The 25,923-nt window shown below is 70.2% G+C and carries 28 protein-coding genes and 1 pseudogene; 14 read left to right on the top strand and 15 right to left on the bottom strand.

Annotated elements, in window-relative coordinates; translation table 11 throughout:
- The first annotated feature begins 23 nt into the window (after positions 1 to 23).
- Positions 24 to 1,199 (top strand): ChaN family lipoprotein, encoded by a 1,176-nt coding sequence (locus ACFPMG_RS13335; protein ID WP_376995589.1) that lies wholly within the window; start codon positions 24 to 26, stop codon positions 1,197 to 1,199.
- 20 nt (positions 1,200 to 1,219) lie between these two features.
- Here the strand turns inward: ACFPMG_RS13335 and ACFPMG_RS13330 are convergent, their stop codons facing one another.
- Positions 1,220 to 1,801, bottom strand: a complete 582-nt coding sequence (locus ACFPMG_RS13330) for an NUDIX hydrolase (protein ID WP_376995588.1) — start codon at positions 1,799 to 1,801, stop codon at positions 1,220 to 1,222.
- A gap of 163 nt (positions 1,802 to 1,964) precedes the next feature.
- Here ACFPMG_RS13330 and ACFPMG_RS13325 point away from each other — a divergent pair, with 163 nt between their 5' ends.
- The 7 genes from ACFPMG_RS13325 (at position 1,965) to ACFPMG_RS13295 (ending at position 7,978) form a co-directional block, all read left to right on the top strand.
- Complete coding sequence (locus tag ACFPMG_RS13325) at positions 1,965 to 3,455, top strand: DNA recombination protein RmuC (protein WP_376995587.1); 1,491 nt, start codon at positions 1,965 to 1,967, stop codon at positions 3,453 to 3,455.
- A gap of 201 nt (positions 3,456 to 3,656) precedes the next feature.
- Positions 3,657 to 3,866 (top strand): cold-shock protein, encoded by a 210-nt coding sequence (locus tag ACFPMG_RS13320; RefSeq protein ID WP_014239340.1) that lies wholly within the window; start codon positions 3,657 to 3,659, stop codon positions 3,864 to 3,866.
- A gap of 108 nt (positions 3,867 to 3,974) precedes the next feature.
- Entirely contained in the window at positions 3,975 to 4,205 is a 231-nt protein-coding gene (locus tag ACFPMG_RS13315) for a hypothetical protein (RefSeq protein ID WP_014239339.1), read from the top strand.
- A gap of 126 nt (positions 4,206 to 4,331) precedes the next feature.
- The gene (gene def / locus ACFPMG_RS13310; protein ID WP_014239338.1) at positions 4,332 to 4,838 is read left to right on the top strand and encodes a peptide deformylase; all 507 of its coding nucleotides are present in this window, start codon (positions 4,332 to 4,334) and stop codon (positions 4,836 to 4,838) included.
- A gap of 24 nt (positions 4,839 to 4,862) precedes the next feature.
- Positions 4,863 to 5,843 (top strand): methionyl-tRNA formyltransferase, encoded by a 981-nt coding sequence (fmt, locus tag ACFPMG_RS13305; RefSeq protein WP_376995586.1) that lies wholly within the window; start codon positions 4,863 to 4,865, stop codon positions 5,841 to 5,843.
- Positions 5,825 to 6,562 (top strand): tRNA pseudouridine(38-40) synthase TruA, encoded by a 738-nt coding sequence (truA, locus tag ACFPMG_RS13300; RefSeq protein WP_376995585.1) that lies wholly within the window; start codon positions 5,825 to 5,827, stop codon positions 6,560 to 6,562. The genes fmt and truA overlap by 19 nt, the downstream gene beginning before the upstream one ends.
- A gap of 84 nt (positions 6,563 to 6,646) precedes the next feature.
- A complete protein-coding gene (locus ACFPMG_RS13295) occupies positions 6,647 to 7,978 on the top strand; it encodes a branched-chain amino acid ABC transporter permease (RefSeq protein ID WP_376995584.1) in 1,332 nt (443 codons plus the stop codon).
- 22 nt (positions 7,979 to 8,000) lie between these two features.
- On the opposite strand, the gene ACFPMG_RS13290 is transcribed toward ACFPMG_RS13295, so the two are convergent.
- The 5 genes and pseudogenes from ACFPMG_RS13290 to leuC all read right to left on the bottom strand — a co-directional run bounded on the left by ACFPMG_RS13290 (position 8,001) and on the right by leuC (position 11,110).
- Complete coding sequence (locus ACFPMG_RS13290; protein WP_376995583.1) at positions 8,001 to 8,441, bottom strand: EVE domain-containing protein; 441 nt, start codon at positions 8,439 to 8,441, stop codon at positions 8,001 to 8,003.
- Between the two features lie 8 nt (positions 8,442 to 8,449).
- Entirely contained in the window at positions 8,450 to 8,827 is a 378-nt protein-coding gene (locus ACFPMG_RS13285; protein WP_376995582.1) for a VOC family protein, read from the bottom strand.
- Between the two features lie 105 nt (positions 8,828 to 8,932).
- Positions 8,933 to 9,412 (bottom strand): helix-turn-helix transcriptional regulator, encoded by a 480-nt coding sequence (locus tag ACFPMG_RS13280; protein WP_376995580.1) that lies wholly within the window; start codon positions 9,410 to 9,412, stop codon positions 8,933 to 8,935.
- A 45-nt stretch (positions 9,413 to 9,457) separates the two neighbouring features.
- Positions 9,458 to 9,595 (bottom strand): annotated as a pseudogene (locus tag ACFPMG_RS13275) (helix-turn-helix domain-containing protein); the annotation flags it as partial.
- Between the two features lie 111 nt (positions 9,596 to 9,706).
- Positions 9,707 to 11,110: a 3-isopropylmalate dehydratase large subunit gene (leuC, locus tag ACFPMG_RS13270; RefSeq protein WP_349592582.1), complete on the bottom strand. Its 1,404-nt coding sequence runs from the start codon at positions 11,108 to 11,110 to the stop codon at positions 9,707 to 9,709.
- Between the two features lie 247 nt (positions 11,111 to 11,357).
- Between leuC and ACFPMG_RS13265 the strand changes: the two genes are divergently transcribed.
- Positions 11,358 to 11,555: a hypothetical protein gene (locus tag ACFPMG_RS13265; protein WP_376995579.1), complete on the top strand. Its 198-nt coding sequence runs from the start codon at positions 11,358 to 11,360 to the stop codon at positions 11,553 to 11,555.
- Between the two features lie 95 nt (positions 11,556 to 11,650).
- Positions 11,651 to 12,580: a DMT family transporter gene (locus ACFPMG_RS13260; protein ID WP_376995578.1), complete on the top strand. Its 930-nt coding sequence runs from the start codon at positions 11,651 to 11,653 to the stop codon at positions 12,578 to 12,580.
- 142 nt (positions 12,581 to 12,722) lie between these two features.
- On the opposite strand, the gene rplS is transcribed toward ACFPMG_RS13260, so the two are convergent.
- The 5 genes from rplS to ffh all read right to left on the bottom strand — a co-directional run bounded on the left by rplS (position 12,723) and on the right by ffh (position 16,509).
- On the bottom strand, positions 12,723 to 13,118 hold the full coding sequence (rplS, locus tag ACFPMG_RS13255; protein WP_014239328.1) for a 50S ribosomal protein L19: 396 nt from the start codon (positions 13,116 to 13,118) through the stop codon (positions 12,723 to 12,725).
- Positions 13,119 to 13,158: 40 nt separating this feature from the next.
- The gene (gene trmD, locus ACFPMG_RS13250) at positions 13,159 to 13,959 is read right to left on the bottom strand and encodes a tRNA (guanosine(37)-N1)-methyltransferase TrmD (RefSeq protein WP_114860801.1); all 801 of its coding nucleotides are present in this window, start codon (positions 13,957 to 13,959) and stop codon (positions 13,159 to 13,161) included.
- Positions 13,956 to 14,552, bottom strand: a complete 597-nt coding sequence (rimM, locus tag ACFPMG_RS13245; RefSeq protein WP_103039765.1) for a ribosome maturation factor RimM — start codon at positions 14,550 to 14,552, stop codon at positions 13,956 to 13,958. The genes trmD and rimM overlap by 4 nt, the downstream gene beginning before the upstream one ends.
- A gap of 153 nt (positions 14,553 to 14,705) precedes the next feature.
- Entirely contained in the window at positions 14,706 to 15,059 is a 354-nt protein-coding gene (gene rpsP, locus ACFPMG_RS13240; RefSeq protein ID WP_014239325.1) for a 30S ribosomal protein S16, read from the bottom strand.
- A gap of 82 nt (positions 15,060 to 15,141) precedes the next feature.
- Positions 15,142 to 16,509 (bottom strand): signal recognition particle protein, encoded by a 1,368-nt coding sequence (gene ffh / locus ACFPMG_RS13235; RefSeq protein ID WP_014239324.1) that lies wholly within the window; start codon positions 16,507 to 16,509, stop codon positions 15,142 to 15,144.
- Positions 16,510 to 16,905: 396 nt separating this feature from the next.
- On the opposite strand from ffh, the gene ACFPMG_RS13230 reads away from it, so the two are divergent.
- Complete coding sequence (locus ACFPMG_RS13230) at positions 16,906 to 18,270, top strand: pentapeptide repeat-containing protein (protein ID WP_376995577.1); 1,365 nt, start codon at positions 16,906 to 16,908, stop codon at positions 18,268 to 18,270.
- Between the two features lie 43 nt (positions 18,271 to 18,313).
- On the opposite strand, the gene ACFPMG_RS13225 is transcribed toward ACFPMG_RS13230, so the two are convergent.
- The 4 genes from ACFPMG_RS13225 to ACFPMG_RS13210 all read right to left on the bottom strand — a co-directional run bounded on the left by ACFPMG_RS13225 (position 18,314) and on the right by ACFPMG_RS13210 (position 22,842).
- On the bottom strand, positions 18,314 to 19,006 hold the full coding sequence (locus ACFPMG_RS13225; RefSeq protein WP_376995576.1) for a hypothetical protein: 693 nt from the start codon (positions 19,004 to 19,006) through the stop codon (positions 18,314 to 18,316).
- 133 nt (positions 19,007 to 19,139) lie between these two features.
- Positions 19,140 to 19,781: a hypothetical protein gene (locus ACFPMG_RS13220; RefSeq protein ID WP_376995575.1), complete on the bottom strand. Its 642-nt coding sequence runs from the start codon at positions 19,779 to 19,781 to the stop codon at positions 19,140 to 19,142.
- A gap of 26 nt (positions 19,782 to 19,807) precedes the next feature.
- Entirely contained in the window at positions 19,808 to 21,148 is a 1,341-nt protein-coding gene (locus ACFPMG_RS13215) for a DUF2336 domain-containing protein (protein ID WP_376995574.1), read from the bottom strand.
- A complete protein-coding gene (locus tag ACFPMG_RS13210) occupies positions 21,145 to 22,842 on the bottom strand; it encodes a sensor domain-containing diguanylate cyclase (RefSeq protein ID WP_376995573.1) in 1,698 nt (565 codons plus the stop codon). The genes ACFPMG_RS13215 and ACFPMG_RS13210 overlap by 4 nt, the downstream gene beginning before the upstream one ends.
- A 190-nt stretch (positions 22,843 to 23,032) precedes the next feature.
- On the opposite strand from ACFPMG_RS13210, the gene ACFPMG_RS13205 reads away from it, so the two are divergent.
- From ACFPMG_RS13205 to dapE, 3 genes are all read left to right on the top strand, one after another.
- Complete coding sequence (locus ACFPMG_RS13205) at positions 23,033 to 23,707, top strand: pyrimidine 5'-nucleotidase (protein WP_376995572.1); 675 nt, start codon at positions 23,033 to 23,035, stop codon at positions 23,705 to 23,707.
- 123 nt (positions 23,708 to 23,830) lie between these two features.
- On the top strand, positions 23,831 to 24,673 hold the full coding sequence (gene dapD / locus ACFPMG_RS13200) for a 2,3,4,5-tetrahydropyridine-2,6-dicarboxylate N-succinyltransferase (protein ID WP_109070749.1): 843 nt from the start codon (positions 23,831 to 23,833) through the stop codon (positions 24,671 to 24,673).
- Positions 24,674 to 24,692: 19 nt separating this feature from the next.
- Positions 24,693 to 25,886 (top strand): succinyl-diaminopimelate desuccinylase, encoded by a 1,194-nt coding sequence (gene dapE, locus ACFPMG_RS13195; RefSeq protein ID WP_376995570.1) that lies wholly within the window; start codon positions 24,693 to 24,695, stop codon positions 25,884 to 25,886.
- The last annotated feature ends 37 nt before the right edge of the window (positions 25,887 to 25,923 follow it).

Below are 25,923 nucleotides of genomic sequence, written 5' to 3'. Positions count from 1 at the left end.
CCGAGTCCAGGAGGACCGCCGACGTGCTCCCCCGTTTGATGGCCGTCCTTCTGCTCTCCGGCAGCCTCTTGGCCGGCCTGGGCGACGCCACCGCGGCGAAGGCCGCCGCCCAGACCGGTGCCTGCGTGCCGCCCGGCGGCTGGTCCGACGCCGCCGCCCGCCCGCTGAACGCCGCCGGCCTGCTGCGCCGCGCCGCGGCGTCGCCCGCCGTGCTGCTGGGGGAGCGGCACGACAACGCCGACCACCACCGCTGGCAGCTTCACAGCCTGGCGGCGCTGCACGCGCTGAATCCCGATCTGGCGGTCGGCATGGAGATGTTCCCGCGCAGCGTCCAGCCGGTCCTTGACCGCTGGAGCACCGGGCAACTGACCGAGGCGGAGTTGCTGCGCGAGACCAACTGGCCGAAGGTCTGGGGCTACGACGCGCGCTTCTACCTGCCGATCCTGCATTTCGCCCGGATGAACCGGCTGCCGGTTGTCGCGCTGAACGTCGACCGCGGGCTGGTCAGCCGCACCGCGCGCGATGGCTGGGCCGCCGTTCCCGCCAACGAACGGGAAGGCGTGGGCGACCCGGCCCCTCCCCCGGCCTCCTACACCGAGCGGCTGCGCCAGGTGATGGCCGCCCACGGTCCGGGTGAGCGCCGCTCCGGCAGCTTCGAGCGATTCGTCGAGGCGCAATCGGTCTGGGACCGCGCCATGGCGGAGCGGATCGCCGAGACCCACCGCCAGACCAACCGCACCGTCGTCGCCATCCTGGGCCAAGGGCACATCGAAGGGCGCGATGGCGTCCCCCACCAGCTGGCCGATCTCGGCGTCCGGAACAGCGTCGTCCTGCTGCCCTGGGACGAGGACCGCCCCTGCGCCGAGCTGGACGGGCGGATCGCCGACGCGGTCTATGGGCTGGGCGAGAGCGAAGCGCCGGCCGAGACGCCGCGCCCCCGGCTGGGGGTGATGCTGGAGCCGGGACCGGACGGAGTGCGCGTGCGCTCCGTCACCGAGGGCAGCGTCGCCGCCGCCGCCGGCCTGACGGCGGGTGACCTCGTGGTCGCGGCGGCGGGGGCCCCGGTGCGCGAGGCCTCCGACCTGACGACGGTGGTGCAGCGCCAGGCCCCCGGCACATGGCTGCCGCTGACCGTGAAGCGCGAGCAGGGCACGGCGGAGCTGGTGGCGAAGTTCCCCGTCTCGCCAACCGTGGAATAACGGGGTGGAGTGAGGCCCGGCTAGAGCATCCGCTCCCACTGCGCCAGCACGTCCGGTGTGGGGTTCACCGCCGGGGCGAAGTCCTGGCGACCCAGCCGCGACCGGTGCTCGCGCAAGGCCCACTGGACGGTCGGGAAGGCCAGATCGTCCCAGGGAATCTCCTCCCAGCGGAACAGCCCGACCTCCTGGCTCTCCGGTCCGGCGGACACGTCCGGCGACAGCAGGCGGGCGCGGAAGATCATCTGCACCTGGCTGATGCGCGGGATGTCGTAGACGGCCAGCAGCGAGTCGATGGCGATTTTGGCCCGCGCCTCCTCCCACGCCTCGCGGGCGGCGCCCTCCATGGTGCTCTCCCGCTCCTCCATGAAGCCGGCGGGCAGCGTCCAGTAGCCCTTGCGCGGTTCGATGGCGCGGCGGCACAGCAGGATGCGGTCCTCCCACGTCGCCACCGACCCGACGACGATCAGCGGGTTCTGGTAGGCGATGTAGCCGCAATCCGGACAGGTCAGCCGCTCGCGGTCCTCGCCGGGCGGAATGGTGCGGACGCGGGGGCCCTTGAGGGGGCCGGCAGGAAGACTGGAGGAGGACGGATCGTCGGGCATCCGTCGGATATGGCGCAGACGGGGACGGCGGGCAAGCCCGCTTCACCGACCCGCAGCGCAGGCGGAAGGGAGCTGCGCAGGGGTTCGTCTTTGTTCATTGCCCGTTCTCTTTCCTGATTCGTTCCTGTAATCTCGGCAATTGCAGCGTTCTTTGGGGAATTTCATGCAGTTCGCGTTCGACGCACAGTCGGTGCTTCTCGGCGGCCTTGCCGGCGCCCTTCTCGGGGCGATCCTCGCCGGCATGATCGTGCGCCTCTACGCCGCACGCGCCGAGGCGGAGGCCGCCGCCATCCACGCCGAACTGGTCACCCGGCTCGACGTCGCCGAGCGAATCGAGGGCGACCTGCGGGAGGAGGTCGAGGCCCGCGACCACCAGATCACCCGGCTGAACGGCGAGCTGTCCGCCGCCCGCGAACGGCAGGCGGAGCTGTCCACCACGCTGGCCCGCGAGCGCGCGTCGGCGGCGGAGAAGCTGGCCCTTCTGGAGCGCGCGCAGGCCACCCTGTCCGACAGCTTCAAGGCCCTGTCGGCGGAGGCCCTGCGCTCCAACAACCAGAGCTTCCTCGACCTCGCCAAGGAAACCCTGATGACCTTCCAGGAGCAGGCGCGCGGCGACCTGGAGAAGCGGCAGACCGCCATCGCCGACATCGTCGCCCCGGTGCGCCAGTCGCTGGAGCGCATGGACGGCCAGATCCAGGAGATGGAGCGCAGCCGCGCCGGCGCCTATGAGGGGCTGAAGCAGCAGGTGCTGTCGCTGGTGGAGACCCAGGCCCAGCTCCGCGCCGAGACCGGCAACCTCGTCCGCGCCTTGCGCAGCCCGGTGGCCCGCGGCCGCTGGGGCGAGATCCAGCTCCGCCGGGTCTGCGAGATGGCCGGCATGCTCGACCATTGCGACTTCGTGGAGCAGATGAGCGTGGAGGCCGCCGGCGGCCGGCTGCGCCCCGACCTCGTGGTCAAGCTGCCCGGCGGCAAGACCATCGTGGTCGACGCCAAGACGCCGCTGGAGGGCTATCTCGACGGGGTGCAGGCGGCCGACGACGGCGCCCGCCGCGACGGGTTGTCGCGCCACGCCCGCCATGTGCGGGAGCATATGAAGCAGCTCGGCACCAAGGCCTATTGGGACCAGTTCGCGGATTCGCCGGAATTCGTCGTGCTGTTCCTGCCCGGCGAGAATTTCTTCTCCGCGGCGCTGGAGCATGACCCGGCGCTGATCGAGGCGGGCATCGACCACCGGGTGATCCTGGCCACCCCGACGACGCTGATCGCGCTGCTGCGCGCCGTCGCCTATGGCTGGCGGCAGGAGCGGCTGACCGACAGCGCCCGCGAGATCAGCGCCTTGGGCGCCGAACTCTACAAGCGCCTGCACGACTTGGGCGGCCATATGGAGCGGCTGGGCGGGCAGCTCGACAAGGCCGTGGGCTGCTACAACGGGGCGGTCGGCAGCCTGGAGTCCCGCGTGCTGGTCACCGCCCGCCGCTTCCGCGACCTGCACGCCACCCCGGACAGCGCCGAGGATATTCCCCTGCTGGAACCGCTGGACCACGCCCCGCGCCCGCTCCAGGCGCCGGAGCTTCGCGCGGCCGAGCCCCGGGCAGCGGAATTAAGAGCAACAGAATTGAGGGCGGCGGAACTGCGCGCGGCGGCCAGGGCGTAGGGCCGAAGTCTGCAACCCAGATTTGCCCGTCTTGTTTCGCCTTGCAAAGGAGGGGAGCGGTCCCAATTTCCCTCCTGTCATTCTGCTTCGGACTGCCGGCCTGCTACGCCTTCGGGTGCCCAGATCGTCGCTATGCCTGGACACAGTCTGATGCGCCGCACCGGCCGATGCGGCGCCTTTCATACGAAACGGAGAGCAATCATGCCCGTCGGTACCGTCAAGTGGTTCAACAGCACCAAGGGTTATGGCTTCATTCAGCCGGACAACGGTGGCGCGGACGTCTTCGTCCACATCTCCGCGGTCGAGCGTGCGGGCCTGCGCAGCCTGAATGAAGGCCAGAAGGTGTCCTACGAGGAGCAGCGCGATCCGAAGCGCGGCAAGACCTCGGCGGAGAACCTGAAGGCCGTCTGAGCCACGTCTCACGGCACGGCATCGGAGGGGGCACCGGGAAACCGGTGCCCTTTTCCGTTGCGCGCTTTTCCTCTACAAGCACCCCCCTGACGTTCGGAGTTTCCCCCCATGGCCAAGACCAAGAAGAAGCAGCCGGTGGACAGCGCCTTCGTGCTGTTCGACGTGCTGTACGAAGACGGCGCCCGCACCTCCAACCGCAAGGTCCCCGGCACGCTGGTCGGCGGCCTGGACGGCGACGAGCCGGCCCGCGGCTTCATCGAGGAGCAGGACCGCAAGATCGCCGAGATGTCCGGCAATCCGCGCGGCCCCATCAAGTCGATCACCCGCTCGCCCCTCTGAGGTGCGGCCGTCCCGATGGGATTGGCGGGTCGCCGCGGGTTGTGCCTTGCGCCTTCCTTGACCTCGTGGCCCGCCCCCCATATTTTGACGGATTGTCGCACCTCCACGCACCGTTGCTGAGTTCCCATGGCCGTTCTCGATATCCTCGTCGCCCCGCACCCCGTCCTGAAGCAGAAGGCGAAGCCCGTCGACAAGGTCGACGCCCGCATCGCCAAGCTGATGGACGACATGGTCGAGACCATGTACGCCGCGAAGGGCATCGGCCTCGCCGCGCCGCAGATCGGCATCCTGGAGCGGGTGATCGTCGTGGACGTGCACGACAAGGACGAGAAGCCGAACCCCATCCGCCTCGCCAACCCGGAAATCGTCTGGAAGTCGGACGAGACGTCGGTGTGCGAGGAGGGATGCCTGTCGGTGCCCGACCAGTATGCCGAGGTCACCCGCCCGTCCTCGGTCCGCGTCCGCTATCTGGACGAGACCAACGAGACGCGCGAGATCGAGGCCGACGGCATGCTGGCCACCTGCATCCAGCACGAGATCGACCATCTGAACGGCGTGCTGTTCGTCGACTACCTGTCGATGCTGAAGCGCAACATGATCCTGCGCAAAGTCCAGAAGATGCAGCGCGCCTAACCTTCTGACGTTGGACGACTCTTCATGACGCCGCTCCGCCTCGTTTTCATGGGCACGCCGGACTTCGCCGTGCCCAGCCTGCGCGCCCTGGCCGATGCCGGGCACGAGGTGGTCTGCGTCTACAGCCAGCCGCCCCGCCCGGCCGGGCGCGGGCAGCAGGTCCAGAAATCCCCGGTCCACCGCTTCGCCGAGGAACGCGGCATCCCCGTGCGCACGCCCAAGTCGCTGCGCAACGCAGAGGCCCAGGCCGAGTTCGCCGAGCTGAAGGCCGACGCCGCGGTGGTCGCCGCCTACGGGCTGATCCTGCCGCAGCCGATCCTCGACGCGCCGCGGCTGGGCTGCCTGAACGTCCACGGCTCGCTGCTGCCGCGCTGGCGCGGCGCGGCGCCGATCCAGCGCGCGATCCTGGCCGGCGACGCCGAGACCGGCATCACCATCATGCAGATGGACATCGGGCTGGACACCGGGGCCATGCTGCTGAAGGACGCGGTGCCGATCACCGCCGAGACCACCGCCAGCAGCCTGCACGACGCGCTGGCCGACATGGGCGCCCGCCTGATCGTGGAGGCGCTCGACGGTCTCGCCGCCGGCCGCCTGACCGCCGAGCCGCAGCCGGAGGCGGGCGTGACCTACGCCGCCAAGCTGACGCGCGAGGACGGCCGGCTCGACTGGACGCGCGACGCCGCCTTCGTGGAGCGGCAGGTCCGCGCCCTCACCCCCTGGCCCGGCTGCTGGTTCGACGCCCCGACGCCGACCGGCGGGGTGGAGCGCATCAAGGTGCTGAAGGCCGAACCGGTTCCCGCCTCAACAAACGACGCCCGTCAGGCGGCGCCCGGCACGCTGCTGGACGACCGTCTGACCATCGCCTGCGCCGACGGCGCCGTGCGTCTCACCCTGGTGCAGCGGCCCGGCAAGGCCCCGGTGGACGGCGCCGCCCTGCTGCGCGGCTTCGCCCTGCCCGTCGGCACCCGTCTCGGCGACGCCGCATGCAGCGCTGGAAACTGACCCTCGAATATGACGGCCGGCCCTTCGTCGGCTGGCAGCGGCAGGACAACGGCCCCTCCGTCCAGCAGACGCTGGAGGAGGCGATCGAGCGCCTGTCCGGCGAGACCGTGCGCGTCCACACCTCCGGGCGGACGGACGCCGGGGTGCACGCGCTGGGGCAGGTCTGCCATTTCGACTTGGAGAAGCCCTTCACCGGGCTGAAGCTGCGCGACGCGCTGAACTTCCACCTGAGGCCCGACCCGGTGGCCGTCCTGCTGGCCGAGGCGGTGCCGGAGGACTTCCACGCGCGCATGACCTGCCTGGGGCGCAGCTACGTCTTCCGCATCGTCAACCGCCGCGCCCCGCTCGCCCTGGAGACGGGCCGCGCCTGGCACGTCAAGCGCCCACTGGACGCCGAGGCGATGCACGCGGCCGCTCAGGTCCTGGTCGGCCAGCACGACTTCACCAGCTTCCGCGCCGCGCTCTGCCAAGCCAACTCCCCGGTCAAGACGCTGGAGCGGCTGGCCGTCGAGCGGGTCGGCGAGGAGGTCCGGGTGCACGCCGCCGCCCGCTCCTTCCTGCACCATCAGGTGCGCAACATGGTGGGCACGCTGGAATTGGTCGGGGCCGGCAAATGGAGCGCCGACGACCTGCGCCGCGCGCTGGAGGCGCGCAACCGCTCCGCCGCCGGGCCGACCGCCCCGCCGGACGGACTGTATTTCGTCGGCGCCCGCTACTGACGTCCATAAGGCGGCGTCTGGCGTTTCACATCGGGAACCGATAGATTCTCCGGCGAACGAACAACCGGCCGGGGTTCCTCCGCCGTGCACCGCCGTCCGCCGCGCCTGTTCCCGCCCTTTCTCCTGCTGGTCGTCGCGCTGCTGCTGACCGGCTGCGGCGTGGACGGCGATCAGGCCGCGCTGTGCGGCAAACTGATCCCTGCCTTCGACTCCGGCCCCGTCACCATCCTGGGCACGGAAGCGCTGGGCGGCGACGAGCCGGCGCTGCGCCTGACCTACCGCACCGAGACCGGGACCCACTGGATCGCCTGCCGCTTCGGCGGCCGCTTCTTCGATTCGCGCCGGCATGAGCTGGTGATGGTGGCGACCGACCGCATGGGGCGGCTGAGGCCCATGCAATTCACCATGCTGCGCATCTGGGCCGGCCTGCCCGCCGCCCGCCTCGGCCTGCCGCCGGAGTCGGGCGGACCGGAGCGGGGGCCGCAAACGGACTGGGCGCCGCTGCTGTTCTTCCTGCAGCAGGTCATCAACGCCGCCACGGTGGCCTGCGTCTACGGGCTGCTGGCGCTCGGCTACACGCTGGTCTACGGCATCCTCGGGCAGATCAACCTCGCCATGGGCGAGCTGACCATGATCGGCGCCATGCTGACCGCCATGGGGGCGGCGGCGCTGGGCATGGCCGGGCTGGGCGGGATGCCGCTGGCGGTGCTGGGCGTCTTCGCCACCGTGATGACCTTCACCGCCGTCCAGGGCTGGACCATGGACCGGCTGGTGTTCCGCCGCCTGCGCCGCACCCACAACCACACGCCGCTGATCGCCGCCGTCGGCCTGTCCATCGCCTACCAGGAGGGGATGCGGCTTCTGCACGGCGCCCGAGACTGGTGGCCCGCCCCCTTCCTGGCCGACCGGCACGAGCTGCTCGGCGATGGCGCCTTCACCGTCACCGCGCTGACCTCGCAGGTCGTCATCCTGCTGATGACTGGCGGGCTCTACGCCCTGCTGTGGGCGATCATGCAGCGCACCGCCTACGGCCGCGCCCATCGCGCCTGCGCCGACGATGTCGGGGCGGCGGAGCTGGTCGGGGTGGATGTCGACCGCACCGTCGCCACCACCTTCGCGGTGGGCGGGGCATTGGCCGCCGCGGCGGGGGCGGTGATCGCGCTCTATTACGGCGGGGTCAATTTCTACACGGGCTATCTGATCGGCTTCAAGGCGCTGGCCGCCGCGGTGGTCGGCGGCATCGGGTCGGTCCCCGGCGCCATGCTGGGGGGCGTCCTGCTGGGGCTGGTCGAGACCTTCTGGTCGGCCTATTTCGCCATCGCCTACAAGGACATCGTGGCTTTCGGCCTGCTCACCCTCTTCCTGATCTACCGCCCGGACGGGCTGATGGGCCGAAGCCGCGGGCGGGGGGATTGAGGCCCCCCGCGCCGGAAGCCGGTTAGCACAGAACCGCCCCCATGGCCGCGGCGATGGTGTCCAGGTCGCGGTCGGTCACCGTGAACAACCCGAAGCGGAACGGATAGCCCCAGTTCCGCACCCCGGCGGAAAAGTCCAGCCGGTCGAGCAGAGGCAGGATCGGCGTCTCCCGTCCGTCCAGCCACCGCACGTCGCGGCGGAAGGGCACGAAGCCGCCGCCCATGTCGAACGGGTAAGGCGTGCCGTCCCGCACGATCCCAACGGCGGTGAAGGACTGCAGGCGGTCCTTCCCCTGGAAGCGCTCGGTCGGCGAATAGTAGGCGACGCGGTCCCCGGGGCGGATGCGGCGCAGCGGCGCCGCCTTGCCGTGGCAGACCTGCATGAAGCCCTCCGCCCGCCCCCGCCGGACATGCTCGGCGGAGGCGACGGCGATCCAGCTGCGGCTGGCGGTGGTCCGATCCATGGCGGACCTCACGCTTCCGTCGGGGCGAAGACGCGCAGGCGGTGCCCGTCCGGGTCCAGCGCGACGAAGGTGTGGCCGAAATCCATGGCGGTCGGCGGCTGGGCGATGGTCAGGCCACGCCGCACCCAGTCGTCGTGAAGGGCCTGCACCGCCTCGGCGCCGGCCACCCGGAAACCGATCTCGCCGCTGCCGCCGAGCGGTCCCGCGGAGGCCGGCGGCTGCACCGTGTGGCGCGACCACAGCCCCAGCATGACGCCGGAGTCCAGGGCGAACATGGCGAAGGTCGGCGACGCCTCGACCGGCGCCTTGCCGGTCAGATCGGCGTAGAAGGCGGCGCTGGCGGTCGGGCTGTCCACATAGAGGAGGATGATGTTGGCGCTGAACATGGGCTGGTGTCCTCGCTGGTCTCCGGCTCGGGCGATCCCGTCCGGTGAAGACCAAGCTAGGGCAACACACTGACAGTTTCTGTCAGCAGTCGTGCGCGGCGACGCTCACCGCGCCGGGATGCCCTCGGCCTCGCGCCACTCCTTGAGCAGCGCCTGCCGCCGCCGCGGGTAGCGGGCCTCCAGCGCCGTCACGGAGACGATGCGGTCGGCGCGGAAATGGCGGATCGCCCCGCGCAGCTCGCACCACGCGACCATGACGCGCAGCCGGTCGAAGAAGCCGAGCGCGAAGGGCCAGACGACGCGCTCGCTGGCCGCCCCGTCGCGGTCGCGGTAGGCGATGGACAGCTTGCGCTCGCCGCGGATGGCCCGTCGGACGACGGCGAGGTCGACGCCGTCCCCGACAATCGGCTCCCCCGGCCCGACGAGCAGCGCGGAGGCGTCCATGCGGTCGCGGAGGTCCGGCGGCAACACCGCAGCGATCTTGGCGAGCGCGTTCTGCGCCGCCGCGCCCAGCGCGCCGTCCGCCCGGTCAGCCACCCAGCGGATGCCGAGGGCGAGCGCCTCGATCTCCTCCTCCGCGAACATCAGCGGCGGCAGCAGGAAGCCGGGCTGGAGGAGATAGCCGACGCCTGGTTCGCCGTCGATGCGGGCGCCCTGGGCCTGGAGGGTGGCGATGTCGCGGTAGATCGTGCGCAGGCTGACGCCGAGTTCGTCGGCGAGGACGTGCCCGCTGACCGGCCGGCGGTGGCGCCGGAGGCACTGGATCAGGTCGATGAGGCGTTCGGCGCGCGACAGCGGAGGATGCCCCTAAAAACGACGAAGCGGGGACGGCTGGAAGGCCATCCCCGCTCCGGGCGTCACAGCGGACCGTGAGAGAGCTTACAGGCTGCGCACGTCGGTCAGGTGCCCGGTCACCGCCGCCGCGGCGGCCATGGCCGGGCTGAGCAAGTGGGTGCGCCCGCCGCGGCCCTGGCGACCCTCGAAGTTGCGGTTGGAGGTCGAGGCGCTGCGCTCGCCCGGCGACAGGCGGTCGGCGTTCATGGCGAGGCACATGGAACAGCCCGGCTCACGCCACTCGAAACCGGCCTCGGTGAAGATCTTGTCCAGACCCTCTTCCTCCGCCTGCTCCTTCACCAGACCGGAACCCGGAACGACCAGGGCACGCACGCCCTCGGCGACCTTGCGGCCCTGGGCGATCACCGCGGCGGCGCGCAGGTCCTCGATGCGGCCGTTGGTGCAGGAGCCGATGAAGACGGTGTCCACCTTCACGTCGGTCAGCTTCTGGCCGGGCTCCAGGCCCATGTAGGCCAGCGAGCGCTCGACGGCGGCGCGCTTGCCGGCGTCGGCCACGTCGGCCGGGTTCGGCACGGTCGCGGTGATCGGCAGCACGTCCTCCGGGCTGGTGCCCCAGGTGACCTGCGGGACGATGTCGGCGGCGTTCAGCACGACGGTGGTGTCGTAGACCGCGCCCTCGTCCGACGGCAGGGTCTTCCAGTACTCCACCGCCTGCTCCCAGGCACCGGCCTTCGGAGCCAGGGCGCGGCCCATCACATACGCGAAGGTCTTCTCGTCCGGGGCGATCAGGCCGGCGCGGGCGCCGCCCTCGATGGCCATGTTGCAGACGGTCATGCGGCCTTCCATCGACAGGCCGCGGATGGCGTCGCCGGCGAACTCGATGACGTGGCCGGTGCCGCCGGCGGTGCCGATCTTGCCGATGATGGCCAGCACGATGTCCTTGGCGGTCACGCCGGCCGGCAGCTCGCCGTCGACGCGGACCAGCATGTTCTTGGCCGGCTTCTGCAGCAGGGTCTGGGTGGCCAGCACATGCTCCACCTCCGACGTGCCGATGCCGAAGGCCAAGGCGCCAAAGGCACCATGAGTCGCCGTGTGGCTGTCGCCGCAGACGATGGTGGCGCCGGGCAGCGTGAAGCCCTGCTCCGGACCGACGATGTGCACGATGCCCTGGCGGACGTCGTCCATCGGGAAGTAGCGGACGCCGAAGTCGCGCGCGTTCTTGTCCAGCGTCTCGACCTGGATGCGGCTCTCCTCCTCGGTGATGCCCTTGGAGCGGTCGGTGGTCGGGACATTGTGGTCGGGAACGGCGAGGGTCGCTTCCGGACGGCGCACCGGACGGCCGGCAAGCCGCAGCCCCTCGAACGCCTGCGGGCTGGTCACCTCATGGACCAGATGGCGGTCGATGTAGAGGATGCAGGTGCCGTCGTCCTGACGGTGGACGACGTGGCTGTCCCAAATCTTGTCGAACAGGGTGCGCGGCTTGGACATAGCAACTCTCTCTCGCGGCAATTCTCTCTCGCAAACCACAGACCGGACGAACGAAGCGTGCGGTAAGAGGGCCGCACAATAGCCGTCTCTTTCAACCAGGACAAGGCCGAGCCTGTGGAAAACACCCGGCATCCCGCACCGAAAAATCGCCGCTCCCCACGCCGCCCATCGGCTGGCGGGGAAGGCGCTCCTTATGGTAGCGTCCGCTCACCGATCTCCTTTGCCCCATTCGATGAAGGGTCATCCCGTGACGGACCCCACTGTCCGCTGTGAACGCTGCGAACGGCCTTATCCCGCCGAGCTTCCCGGCTGCCCGAACTGCCGGCGCATCCGCCAGACCAACATCGCCATCGCCACCACCATGGTCCTTCTGGTGCTGTTCGCCATCGGCGGCTGGTTCGGCATCCAGGTCCTCACCGGCTTCTCCACCGGCGGCACGCCGTAACGCCGGCCCCTCGCGGGGCTGCCGCACCGGGAACGCAGACCTCCCGACCCCACCCGCGCCGTAGGATGCGGCAAAATTCAGGGTTGGGAGGACTCATGGCGGATCAGGCCATGCCAGGCGCCGCGGCCGGCCAGGGACCCGTGGGCGGTCCGGGCACTGTGGTCTACGCGCAGCTTGCGGGAATCGTGCTGTTCTGGGGGGCCAACTGGCCCCTGATGAAGCTGGCCCTGTCCGACATCGGGCCGCTGACCTTCTGCTTTCTCCGTTTCGCCGGGGCGGCGGCGGTGCTGGCCCTGCTGTCGCGGGTGCTGCGCTTTCCCCTTCTGCCGCCGCCGGGAGAGCGCTGGCCGCTGGCCCTGGTCGGGCTGCTGCAGATCGCCGGCATGCTGGACCTCAGCTCCATCGCGCTGCGGGTGGTGCCGCCGGGGCGGGCCGCGGTGCTCGCCTACACCATGCAGATGTGGGCGCTGCCGCTGGGCGTCCTGCTGGCCGGGGAGCGCTTCACGCGTGGGCGGGTGATCGGCGCGTTGCTGACCTTCGCCGGCGTCCTCGTCTTCTTCAACCCGGCGCTGATGGACTGGAGCGACCCGGCGGTGCTGCTCGGCAACGGGCTGCTGCTCGCCTGCGCGCTGAGCTGGGCGCTCGGCGCCACGCTCTACCGCCGCCGGCGCGGCGGCTGGCGCACGCCCTTCTGGACCCAGACCTTCTGGCAGATCGCCGTCAGCGCCGTGGCGACCGCGCCGCTGGCCCTGGCGGCGGAGCACGCCCGGCCGATCCACTGGACGCCCGCGCTGGGCACCGTCCTCGCCTTCAACTGGGTGATCGCGACGGGGCTGTGCTTCTGGTGGTGGGCGAAGTCGCTGACCGCCATGCCGGCGGCCCAGGCCGGGCAGATCATCTGCCTCGTCCCCGTCACCGCCCTGCTGCTGAGCGCGGTCTTCATGGGCGAGCCGCTGACGGCCGGCGTGCTGATCGCGGTGGCGCTGATCGGCGCGGGGATCCTGACGACGATGCGGGCGCGGTAGGGGGAGGAGAAAAGCCCTCCCCTGCGCCAGCGGGGGAGGGTTGGGTGGGGGCACCAATGCAACCACTCCCCAACGCCAAACACCCGCCCGGATCGCTCCGGGCGGGTGCTGGTTCAGGCGTACCGAACGAAAGGGCGCCGGATTACTCCGCGGCGGCCTTCGTGTTGTTCATGCCGCGGCCGGTCGTGCGCTCGGCGATACGGGCCGACTTGCCGCGACGGTCGCGCAGATAGTACAGCTTGGCGCGGCGGACGGCGCCCTTGCGGACCAGCTCGATCGACTCCAGACGCGGGGAGTAGAGCGGGAACACGCGCTCCACACCCTCGCCGTAGCTGATCTTGCGGACGGTGAAGGACGAGTTCACGCCGGCGTTCCGGCGGGCGATCACGACGCCCTCGTAAGCCTGGACACGCTCGCGCGTGCCCTCGACCACCTTCACGTTCACGCGGACGGTGTCGCCCGGCGAGAACACGGGAATGGTCTTGCCGCCGAGGGCCTTCTCGATCTGCTCCTGCTCGAGTTGCTGCAACAGGTTCATGACACTACCCCTTTCCATCGGTGCGCCTCGCGGCGGACCGTCACTCTGGTTTCGGGCCGCGCCGGCGACCCCGTTTCCCAATCTGACCCTCGGCCTTCTTGCCCGCCTCGTAGCGGTCCCACAGGTCCGGTCGCCGGGCCTGGGTGATCCGCTCCGCCTCGGCGAGCCGCCAGGCGCGAACCTTCTCGTGGTGGCCGGACAACAGGATGTCCGGAACCGACCGTTCCACTCCCTGCCCGTCGGTCCAGACCGCGGGCCGGGTGTAGTGGGGGTATTCGAGCAACCCCCGTTCGAAACTTTCCTCGCCCGCCGTCTCCACATTGCCCATGACACCGGGGAGCAAGCGCACCACGGCGTCGATCAGGCACAGGGCGGCGGTCTCGCCGCCGGACAGCACAAAATCCCCGAGGCTGACCTCCTCAAGGCCGTGCGCGTCCAGCACCCGCTCATCCACCCCTTCGTACCGGCCGCAGAGCAGGGTGACCACCGGGGTGGCCGCCAGCTCCTTGACCAGCTCCTGGTCGAGCACCCGTCCGCGAGGCGACAGGTAGATCGCCCGTCCGCGTCCAGGAGTGCCCGGAGGACCCGCCGTCGCGGTCAGAGCCGCGTCCAGCACGTCGGGCCGCATGACCATGCCGGCCCCTCCGCCGAAGGGGGTGTCGTCGACGGAGCGGTGTTTATCGCGCGCGAACGAGCGAATGTCCACTGATTCCAACGCCCAGACTCCATTTTCCAGCGCCTTTCCCGCGAGGCTGAGCCCCAGCGGACCCGGAAACATCTCCGGGAACAGCGTCAGAACCTTGGCCGTCCAGGCAAGGGAACCGGAAGCGCCGTGATTCACGGGCGGGTTCCCTTGTTTTCAACGTCGTCTTCAGCGACATCCGCGCCCTCCGGCGCGTCTTCTCCGTCCTTTTCCGCCTCGCCTTCGCGCGCTTCGATGACCGCGGGAAGATCGACCACGACGCGGCCTCCCTTCACATCGACCACCGGAACGCAGGCGCGGGTGAAGGGCAGCATCTCCAGCGGCCCCGATTCCGTGCGGATCTCCAGCACGTCACCGGCTCCGAAGTCGTACAGCGCCTTCACCGTGCCCCAGACGGTGCCGTCGGCGAGTTCCGCACGCAGGCCGATCAGGTCGGCGTGGTAGAACTCGTCCTCGTCCTCCGTCTCGGGCAGGGCGGAACGGTCCACATAGAGCCGGACGCCGGTCAGCTCCTGCGCCTGTTCGCGCGTGGCGATGCCATCGACGCGGACCAGGAACAGGTCCTTCATGGTGCCCTGAAGCGTCAGCGCGAAGCGCCGGGCGCCCCGCTCGTCCGAGAGGGGGCCGTAGGACGCCACGGCCGCCGCATCCTCGGTGAAGCTTTTCACCTTCACGAGGCCGCGGACACCGTGCGCCCCGGCGAATTGGCCGACGCAGACTTTTGTGGACATGGCTTGAGCGTGTGCGTTGCGGGGCGTCGCTTGCCCCTCCCTACCCCTCCCCCGCTTCGCAGGGGAGGGAATCTCTGCCCTCTCCTGCGAAGCGGGGGAGGGAGGGACCCGCGCGCAAGCGCGGGAGGGTGGGGGCAAACACGCCGATCCCTATCAGCCCTCGGCGGCGGCCTTGGCGGCGGCCTCGGCCTTCAGACGCTCCTGCGCCTTGGCCTTCGGGGCGGACTTCTTCGGGGTCTCGCGGATTTCCGGCTTGGCGATCAGGCCGGCGTTCGCCAGGAACAGGGCGACGCGGTCCGTCGGCTGGCCGCCGACCGACAGCCAATGCTTGGCGCGCTCGGCGTCCAGGACGATGCGCTGCTCGTGCTCGCGCGGCAGCATCGGGTTGTAGGTGCCGATCTTCTCGATGAAGCGGCCGTCGCGCGGGCTGCGGGCGTCGGCGACGACGATCGAGTAGAACGGGCGCTTCTTGGCGCCGCCACGGGCCAGACGGATCTTCAGGGACATGGGACAGTCACTTCCTTGGTGTAGTCGCTTGGTGTGCGGTTGAACGTGATCGCGCTCATCGCGCGGTTGCTTTCGCCGGGGATCAGTTCGGTCCCCGGAAATTCTTCGGCAGGAGGCTCTGCAGCCCGTGGCGCATCAGCCCCTTCTGCCCTAGCTTCTGCACCTGCTTCATCATGCCGCGCATGGTGTCGTACTGCTTGAGCAGCTTGTTCACCTCCTGCACGCTGGTGCCGGAGCCGGCGGCGATGCGCTTGCGGCGCGACGCCTTGATGAGTTCGGGGTGCTTGCGCTCCTTCTTCGTCATCGAGGAGATGATCGCCTCCTGGCGCTTGATCACCCCGTCGTCGATGTTCGCGTCCTTGAGCTGGTTCTTGATCTTGCCGATGCCCGGCAGCATGCCCATCAGGCCGGACATGCCGCCCATCTTGCGCAGCTGCTTGAGCTGGGAGGCCATGTCGTCGAGGTCGAAGCCCTGGCCCTTCTCCATCTTGCGGGCGAGCTTCTCGGCCTCTTCCTTGTCGATGCTCTCGGCGGCCTTCTCGACCAGCGACACGACGTCGCCCATGCCGAGGATGCGGCCGGCGATGCGGTCGGGGTGGAAGGCCTCCAGGGCGTCGATCTTCTCGCCCATGCCCAGCAGCTTGATCGGCTTGCCGGTGATCTGGCGCATCGACAGGGCGGCACCGCCGCGGGCGTCGCCGTCCACGCGGGTCAGCAGGATGCCGGTGATGCCGACCTTGTCGTTGAAGTTGGTGGCGACCGTCACCGCGTCCTGGCCGGTCATGGCGTCGGCGACCAGCAGCGTCTCCGCCGGCTTGGTCGCGTCGCGCACGGCCGCGACCTCGGCCATCAACTCCTCGTCGATGGACAGGCGGCCGGCGGTGTCGAGCATGACCACGTCGTAGCCTTCGCGCCGGCCGGTCTCGATGGCGCGGCGGGCGATGGCGACGGGGTCCTGGCCCGGAACGATCGGCAGGGTGGCGACGCCGGTCTGCTCGCCCAGCACCTTCAGCTGCTCCTGGGCCGCCGGACGGCGCACGTCCAGCGAGGCCATCAGGACCTTCTTGCGATCCCGGTTCTTCAGGCGCAGCGCGATCTTGGCGGTGCTGGTGGTCTTGCCCGAGCCCTGCAGGCCGACCATCAGGATCGGCACGGGGGCGGCGGCGTTGAGGTTGATCTCCTCGCCCTGCCCCAGCATCTCCACGAGGTTGTCGTGGACGATCTTGATGACCTGCTGGCCGGGGGTGATCGAGCGCAGGACCTCCTGGCCGATCGCGCGTTCCTTGACCTGGTTGACGAACTGCTTGACCACCGGCAGGGCGACGTCGGCCTCCAGCAGCGCCACGCGCACCTCGCGCAGCGCGGCGTTGACGTCCTCCTCGCTCAGCGCGCCGCGGCGGCGCAGCTTGTCGAAGATGTCGCCCAGGCGTCCGGTCAGGCCATCGAACATGGGTCAGCGGTCCTCAGTTTCGGTCTCCATCCGCTCGAACGCGATCGGCTCAAGCACAAACGAGCCAGTGCGCGAAACTCGCGGACTGGCGGAGGTCCCCGGCACGCAGGCCGATGGTACCCGGTCGATGGCTCGACGGATGCAGGTCGGCGGACCATACGCATCGCGGGAGGCGGAGTCAACCACGCAGCGACGGCGTGCCGTGCGGGAGCCTCTTGCGCAAAGACGCGCGAAGGGTCACTATTTCCATACACAACCAAGGGCTTTGCGGCCCGGGAACAGCGCCCGCGATGGAACGCATTCGAGGCGTACTTGAATAAAGCGTTACCGATTGTTAACTTTTTCTTCGCGGCTCCCCTTTAGAGTGGGCCGCGACTCCAACCCGGGATTTCCCTGATGCCCCCCGCGCAAGGCTTCGGAACGAACACACCGCGCACGAAGCTGACGCAGAGTCAGCTGAACACGATCCTGCTCCGCCATCAGGCTTTCCGGAAAAGCCAGCCGGGCGGTGTGCGCGCGAACCTGAAGATGCGCGACCTGTCGCATCTGGACCTGTCTGGCATCGACCTGTCCGACGCCGACCTGTCCGGGGCGAAGCTGTTCAGCGCCCGGCTGACCCGGGCCAATCTGACCAACGCGAACCTCTACGCCGCCGACCTGCGGCTGGCCAACCTGGAGAAGGCCGACCTGCGCCGCGCCGACCTGCGCGGCGCCTGCCTGCGCGGCGCCGTGCTGTCCGAAGCCATGCTGGTGGAGGTGGACCTGCGCGACGGCACGCTGCTGCATTACACCCCGTCGGGCGAGATGATGCCGCACAACTTCGAGGATTCGGTCCTGACCTCGGAGCTGACGGCGGCGGTCATCCGCGGCGCCGACCTGTCGCGGGCCAAGGTGGCGAACGCCTTCGTCATGCAGACCGACCTGACCGACGCGATCCTGCGCGGCACCAAGTTCATGCGCGCGAACCTGACCAACTCCAACCTGACGGGCTGCGACCTGACCGACGCCGACCTGTCGGAGGCCAACCTGTCCGGCGCCCGGCTGTCCGGCGCGGTGATGACCAACTGCGCCATCGGGCGCGCCAACTTCACCAACGCCAACCTGATCGGCGCCATCCTGGACGCGGCCCAACTCCGCTCGCCCAACCTGTCCGCCGCGGTGATGGCGAAGGTTCTGGAGAATCCGGACGACGACCTGCGCAACATCCTGACCCTGCACCTCTCCTGGATCGACAGCGGCGGCAAGGACGGCAAGCGCGCCGACCTCTCCTCGCTCGACCTGTCGGGGCGCAAGCTGGACGGCATCAACCTGTCGGCCGGCATCCTGCAATGCATCACGCTGCGCGGCGCCTCGATGATGGGCACCTCGCTCGCCATCGCCGACCTGTCGCTGTCGGACCTGCGCAAGGTGAACTTCACCAAGGCCGACCTGCGCGGCGTCAATTTCGAGCGGGCGACCCTGACCGGCGCCAACCTGACCGAGGCGCAGCTCGGCCCCGTGCACATCCAGGGGTCGAGCAGCCACGTCTGGCGGGCCAACCTCCAGCGCGCCCGCATGGGCATGGCCGTGCTGAAGGACGCCGACCTGCGCAAGGTGAACCTGTCCGGGGCCAACCTCGCCGGGGCGGACCTGCGCGGCGCCAATCTGAGCGAGGCCGACCTGACCGGCACCGACCTGACCGGCGCGGACCTCGACGGGACGGTTCTGGACGGCACCAGCCTGACCGACGCCATCGGGATCGAGGAGATGACCGGGACCTGACCCCGGCCTCAGCCTAGTACCCTGCCCCAGTCCGTTTTCGTCTTCAGGGACGCCGCGTCCACGGGCCGGAGCGGTAGGCGGTGCGGACGTGGTTGATCAGCAGGTTGCGGGCGTCGATCAGCTGGGCCATGCGGTCGCGGCAGGCGACCACCCCGGTGTCGGGGTGATAGACCGGGGCCAGCTCGCGGAAGCGCTTCACCACCCGGTCCTCGTCGAAGCACCATTCATTGACGAAGCCGAACATCTGCGCGGCGTCGCGCACCTGGGTCAGCTTGCCGTCCAGCGGGCGGAAAGACACCCGCTCCAGCGCGTGGGCCAGCGCCTTGTTGCGGTAGGTCAGCGTTTCCACCGCCCCCTCCAGCCGCCCCGCCTCCTCGGCGGGCATCAGCCGGCAGCCGGGTTCGGCCAGCGCCAGCGCCGCCGCCAGAGCCCGGCGGATCGCCGCGTCGCTGTGACCGGACGGCAGCCGCAACTCCAGCACCACCCGCTCCGCACCATCGTCCGGTGCCCCTGGGTCCAGCCTGCGGTCGGGCGCCAGCAGCAGCGCGGCGGCGGCGAGCGCCGACAGGTCGGTTCCGCGCTTGGCGGCCAGACGGACCGCCGCCGCTGCGAAAGCGGGGGCACAGGAAACCCGGTAGGGGATCGCGGGCGGAACGCCGACGCTCCTGGCCGACGGGAAGAACCCGGCGTCCGCTTCGGTCAGCGCGGCGAAGGGATAGCCATCCGGAGCGGTCATGAAGGGCACCAACGCGTCGTGCGTGTGGCGCGACTCTAACGCAATCTCCGGATTCCGCGCAACGGCCCACCCCGTCGCAGGAGGTGTAACGCGAAGCCGGCACTCCCCGTCCGTCGGCGGTTCATCCGGCTGGTCAGCGGTGCATCAGAGCCGGTTTGGCGGGCAGCTTCTGCAGCATGTCCTCGATGTAGGCCTCGTCGCTCTTGCCCGACATGGCGGCGAAGCCCTTCAGCATCTGGCTGCCGAAGCTGAAGACGCCGGTCAGGTCGATCTTCCACGCCCCGCCCTCGCGCACGAAGTCGGCGGGCACCAGGGCCGGGCGGTTGTCGACCATCAGGATGGCCGAGGCGCGGTCGCCGCGCACCCGCACCGGGCCGAGCCCGCTGCTGCCGATGACGTTGGGGCCGAGCCAGCCGTTCTTCATGCCGTGATCGGCCAGTTCGCCGAGCGACATGCGGCGCAGGTCGGCCGGGCTGACGTAGCGGCGCAAGCCCATGGCGGCGAACTTCTCCGCCGGCTCCAGCTTGGCGAGTCCGGCGTCGTTGCCGCTGCGGGCGACACCGCGCACCTGCTCCAGCTTGTCCAGCGATGCGCGGGACAGCAGCGGAACGACCACCGCGCCGCGCTTCTGCGCCAGGGCGGAGCGGGCGCTCTCGAAGACCGCCGCGACTTCCCGCTCCTCCGGGGAGGCGGGCGGCGGGGCGGCGCCGGCGGGAAGGGAGAAGACGGGAAGGGAAAGACCGAGGAACAACAGCAGCAGGGCCAGGGCGCGCATGAACAGGTCCGTGTGGTGGCGCGGCGTCAGACTTTCTCCTCGACTCCGAAGAAGGCGAGCTGCCAGCGCATCTCGTCGTCGGACATCGGGTAAAGGACGCCTTCCTTTGCCATAAGCGCGGTTTTTGGCGGAATCTGGGCGATGCGCAATTGCACCTGCCGGGCGAAGCGCATCGACAGGCCGCAGCGCCAGACCAGGGAGGTGACGGCGCGCGGGGCGTGGGTGCCGATGATGCGGTCGATGATCGGCATGGGAAGCTGCGCCAGCTCGCCCAGCCCGGCCAGGACGAAGGCCCGGTCGCCCTCCGCCAGCGCGCCTTCCAGCAGCTTCTCCGTCAGCTTGCCTTCCTTGTTCAGCCTCGCCGCCTTGTCGGACGGGCGTTCGGCCGCCTTGTCCTTGTCGCCCGGCAGATGGCCAAGCTCCTCCTCCCCGAAATCGACGAGGCCGCGGGCGACACCGGCTCCGGCGCCATTGCCCCCGGCCCCACGGTTGACGCGCGCCCGCACGCCCTCGGCCAGGGCGCGGGCGGCGGCGGGGTCGAGGTCGGTGCGCTCCCGCAGGACCTTCAGCAGGTTGTCGGCGACGAAGCTCGCCAGACGCGCCACGGCGCGGGCCGGCAGGCGCGGCCGGCGCACCAGCGGGGCGTGCCAGGGCTCGTGCTGCGGCGCCTGATCGAGGATGCGGTCCAGCGTCTCCTCGCGGATCTGGGCCGAGGGGTTGGCGAGCAGCGCGGTCATCGCCGCCTCGTCGTCGGCCCGCGCGATGGCGTCGGCGACGGAGGCCGAGATCTGCTTGCGTCCGGCGATCGCCGACAGAGCGCCGGCCACCGGCCCGCGCATGATGATGTCCGACAAGTCCTCGTCGGTCAGGATCGGCGAGAATTGCAGGACCGGGGCGCAGACCGACAGCTCCACGTCGCGGGCCAGCGTGTTGATGACGCCGTGCGGCGCGCCGGGCAGCTCCTTCAGCGCCTCCGACAGGATGCCGCGCACCTCCGTCGCCTGGTCGCGGGCCAGCGCCTCCAGGCATTCCAGCGTCAGCCGCTCGATCTGCGACGCCTGGTCGGCGGACAGGTCGGGCAGCAGCCGGGCGACCTTCTGGGCCAGGGCGCCGCGCACCGCGACCTCCCGGTCCTTGGCCAGCATCAGGTCGGCCTGCCGCGGCGTGCCGGCGTTGGTGGCGATGGCCTGACGGACCTCCGTCACCGCGTCGGCGGCCAGGAAATAGAGCAGCTCCGGCCGGGTCTCGGGCGACGCGGCGACGCGTCGGCGGACCGCCGGGTCGGCACTGCGCGCCATCCGCTTGGCCGCCTCGTAATCGGCGGGGTCGAGGAGCTGGGGGTCGGCGCGGTCGCCGCGGGTGGTCATAGGGAGGCCTCCGCCACGGGAGAGCTTTCTCCCCTGGGAGCCGGAGCGACGGCGTAATGGCCCTTCCCGCGCTTCTTGGCGTCGTACATCGCCGAGTCGGCGCGGTCGGTCAACTCCTGCAGGGTTTCGCTTCCCACCCGGTGGACGGCGATGCCGATGGACAGGCCCAGCGGCTTGTCCGGCCCGGCGGAGAGATGGCGCAGCGCGACCATGCCGGCCAGCAGCCGCTCGGCCACCGTCACCGCCTGCGCCTCGTCGGTGCGGCCCAGCCACAGGACGAACTCGTCGCCACCCAGCCGCCCCGGCAGGTCGCCCGGCCGGACGCCGTTGGTCAGCAACCCGCCGATGGCCACCAGCACGGCGTCGCCCTGCTGGTGGCCGTGCAGATCGTTCACCGCCTTGAAATTGTCGAGGTCCACATAGAGAAGCGCGGACGGCCCGGTGTCCGGGCGGCTGAGCGCCTCGTCCAGCCGCTCGAAGAAGGTGCGGCGGTTGAACAGGCCGGTCAGCCCGTCGCGCTCCGACAGGCGGCGCAGCCGCTCCTGATAGGCCAGATGCGCGTGGGCGATGCCGATGTGGTCGGCCACGCCGGACAGCAGCATCCGGTCCTCCTCGTCCCAGGGATCGGAATCGTCGCCGCGCCAGATCACCACGGCGCCGTTGACGGCCTGCCGGTGCTCCGTCCGGGCGGCCAGCAGCCGGTTCCCCCCCAGGGTCAGCTCATGCTGGTCCTCGCTGCCGGCGATCTCCTCCAGGACGGGGCGCGACAGGTCGGAGCGCAGCTCCTCCGGGATCTCAGCGGCGAAATCGGCGGCGGGACGCAGGGCGCCCGTTTCCGTCGCACGGTAGATGCGGCAGCCGTCGGCGCCCAGCGCACGGGCGGTCTCCGCCGCGGCGACGTGCAGCGCCTTCTGAGCGTCGAGCTGGTCGCGCAACGTGTGGACGATGTGGGCGAGCATCTTCTCGCGGTTGCGCACCCGCGCCAGCTCGGCGGAGCGCAGCACCTGCTCCGTCGTTTCGCGGCAGACGCCGCGCGCGCCCATCCATTCGCCCTGCGGGCCGAACAGCGGCACCGCCGACACGACGAAGCAGGCGGGCAGATCGTCCACCCGCTTAAGCCACAGTTCCGCCTGGTCGACGGGGCGGCGGCTGTCGAACGGCAACGGCAGGTCGCCCCACTCGGTCACCGCCAGATCCTTGGGGTTGCGACCAATCAACGCATCGGGGGTGTAACCCAGCGCGCCCTTGGGTGTGACGAAGACGAATCGCCCGTCGCTGCCCGTTTCCCAGGCAAAATCGCTCGAAACCTCGACGAGATCCTTGTAGCGGCGGCGCGACTCGATCAGCGTCTGGCGGAGCTGCCGCTCCAGCGTGGCGTCGCGTCCGAGCAGCAGGATGTCCCCGTCGGGCAGCGGCGTGGCCGCCCATTCGACGATCATCACGCCACGCGGCAACTCCACCGGTAGGGAGCGCAGGCCCGGCGCCACGCTGCACGTCGCCAGCCACCCCTGGATGTCCGTCAGCCAGCGCCCGCCGGCAGACAGCAGCTCCTCCGCGGCGGCGTTCGCGGCGGCAACCGCGTGGGCGGAATCAAGCCAGATCGCCGGACCGGGGAATGCGGCCAGGAGCGTGGAGGTCGGAAGGGGGCCGGACGGACTGACCGGCGGAACGTCGGATGTTGGGTCTGCGGACACGGTGCGAACCTGAGACTGCGCGGCGCGGAGTATACCGGAAAAATGCGCAACCATCCTGAATCTTTCTTCAGGCGGTCCGGGTGCCTGCCATACGCAACCTCCCATTGAGCCCGCGCCTGTCCCGGATCGGAAACGGGCCATGCGGCGAAGCGGCTTGCGGGCGGGCCGGCGAAGCCCCATTGTTCAGGCCATGATGGCTTCCCTTCGCGACACCGGGGTCTGGATCTTCGACCTCGACAACACCCTCTATCCCGCCTCCTGCAACCTGTTCGCCCAGGTGGACCGACGCATCGGCGATTTCATCGCCGGGCATTTCGGCATCACCTACGACGAGGCGCGCGTCATGCAGAAGCGCTTCTTCCGGGAGCATGGAACGACGCTGCGCGGCCTGATGGTGGAGCATGACGTCGATCCGGTGCCCTTCCTGGATTACGTCCACGACATCGACGTCAGCCCGGTGGCCCCCTGCCCCAGCATGGCGGACGCGCTGAACCGGCTGCCGGGGCGCAAGATCATCTACACCAACGGCTCCGTCCGCCACGCCGAGAACGTGACGCGGCAGCTGGGCATCGACGGCTGCTTCGAGGCGACCTTCGGCATCGTCGAGGCCGGCTATGTGCCCAAGCCCGACCCGCGGCCCTACGCCATCCTGGTGGACCATTACGGCATCGACCCCGCCCGCGCCTGCATGGTGGAGGACATCGCCCGCAACCTCGTCCCCGCCCACGCCCTGGGCATGACGACGGTGTGGGTGCGCAGCGAGGCCGACTGGGCCCGCCCCGACCAGGGCGGAGTCGGCACCGGCAGCCACATCGACCACACCGTGGACGACCTGCCGGGCTGGCTGGAGGAGGTCGCGGGCTGAGCGGCGACCGCGAGGCTCCTCCTTCCTCCGTAGAAACCCTTTAAGAACAAGGCAACGTTGACAAGGCGGCGCGGCCCGGCCCATGTTCCGAACCCTCGAACAGACAGCCCAGCGAATGCCGCCATGAGCCACGCCAGCCTCGAATCCGCCGTCAACGCCGCGTGGGAAACCCGCGACACCCTGAATGTTTCGACCAAGGGCGCCGTCCGCGACGCCGTGGAGGAGGCCCTGTCCGGCCTCGACTCCGGCGACCTGCGCGTCGCGCAGAAGACGGACGCCGGCTGGGTCGTGAACCAGTGGCTGAAGAAGGCGGTCCTGCTGTCCTTCCGCCTGAACGCCAACGAGACGATCCCCGGCGCGCCGGGCGGTGCCTCCTGGTACGACAAGGTGCCGCCGAAGTTCGAAGGCTGGTCCGAGGCGCAGTTCCAGGCCGCCGGCTTCCGCGCCGTTCCGGGCGCGGTGGTCCGCCGCTCCGCCTACGTCGCGCCGAACGTCATCCTGATGCCCAGCTTCGTCAACGTCGGCGCCTATGTCGACAGCGGCACCATGGTGGACACCTGGGTCACCGTCGGCTCCTGCGCGCAGATCGGCCGGAACGTCCACCTGTCGGGCGGCGTCGGCATCGGCGGCGTGCTCGAGCCGCTCCAGGCCAACCCGGTCATCATCGAGGACGATTGCTTCGTCGGCGCCCGCTCCGAGGTGGTCGAGGGCGTGATCGTGGAGCGCGGCGCCGTGCTGTCCATGGGCGTCTTCATCAGCGCCTCGACCAAGATCATCGACCGCAACACCGGCGAGGTCTTCGTCGGCCGCGTCCCGGCCTACTCCGTCGTGGTGCCGGGCACCCTGCCGGGCAAGCCGCTGCCCGACGGCACGCCGGGTCCGGGCCTCTATTGCGCGGTGATCGTGAAGCGCGTGGACGAGCAGACCCGCGCCAAGACCTCCATCAACGACCTGCTGCGCGACTGACGCCGGGGAAGACGACACGATGAGCACCGCCGCCGCCGCTCCCTCCTTCGACCCCTGCGATCCCGTCGCGGTGGCGCAGGCCCTGATCCGCTGCCCCAGCGTGACGCCCGAGGACGGCGGCGCTCTGGGCGTCCTGGAGGCGGCGCTGGCGCCGCTGGGCTTCGTCTGCCACCGCCTGCGGTTCGAGGAGGAGGGCACGGCGCCGGTGGACAACCTCTACGCCCGCCTGGGCACGGAGGGGCCGAACTTCTGCTTCGCCGGGCACACCGACGTGGTGCCCCCCGGCGAGCTGAAGGGCTGGTCCATCGACCCCTTCGCCGCGGAGATCCACAACGGCCGCCTCTACGGCCGGGGTGCGGTGGACATGAAGGGGGCCATCGCCGCCTTCGTCGCCGCCGCGGCCCGCCATGTGAAGGCGGCCAAGGACACGGGCACGGCGCCGAAGGGCTCGATCAGCCTGCTCATCACCGGGGACGAGGAGGGGGTCGCCATCAACGGCACCCGCAAGGTGCTGGACTGGATGCAGGCCAAGGGTGAAAAGCTCGACGCCTGCGTGGTCGGGGAGCCGACCAACCCCAAGGCACTGGGCGACATGATCAAGATCGGGCGGCGCGGCAGCATGACCGCCTTCCTGACCGTCCACGGCGCGCAGGGGCACGTCGCCTACCCGCATCTGGCCGACAACCCGCTGCCCCGGCTGGCCCGCATGCTGGCCGCCATCACGGCGGAGCCGCTGGACGCCGGCACCCCGCATTTCCAGCCGTCGAACCTGGAGCTGACCACCATCGACGTGGGCAACCCGGCGCACAACGTCATCCCGGCGCAGGGCAAGGCGACGCTGAACATCCGCTTCAACGACCTGCACACCGCCGACACGCTGCTGGCGTGGCTGCGCGAGCGGCTCGACCGGGTGGGCGGCTCCTACGAGCTGGACCATTTCGTCTCGGGCGACAGCTTCCTGACCCCGCCCGGCCCGCTGACCGAACTGGTGGCGGAGGCGGCGGAGCGAGTCACCGGGCGCCGTCCCGAATACTCGACGACCGGCGGCACGTCGGACGCCCGCTTCATCAAGAATTTCTGCCCGGTGGTCGAGTTCGGCCTCGTCGGGCAGACGATGCACAAGGTGGACGAGCACACCGCGCTGGACGACCTGACCCGCCTGACCGACATTTACGGCGAGGTTTTGCGGAACGTCTTCGACCGGATCGGTTGACGTAAGGCTTCCTCCGCCCGTTCCCACCACCCTCCGG

The organism is Azospirillum himalayense (genome assembly GCF_042657465.1).
In the GTDB taxonomy this organism is placed as follows: domain Bacteria; phylum Pseudomonadota; class Alphaproteobacteria; order Azospirillales; family Azospirillaceae; genus Azospirillum; species Azospirillum himalayense.
This window is presented reverse-complemented; position numbering and strand designations above follow the sequence as displayed.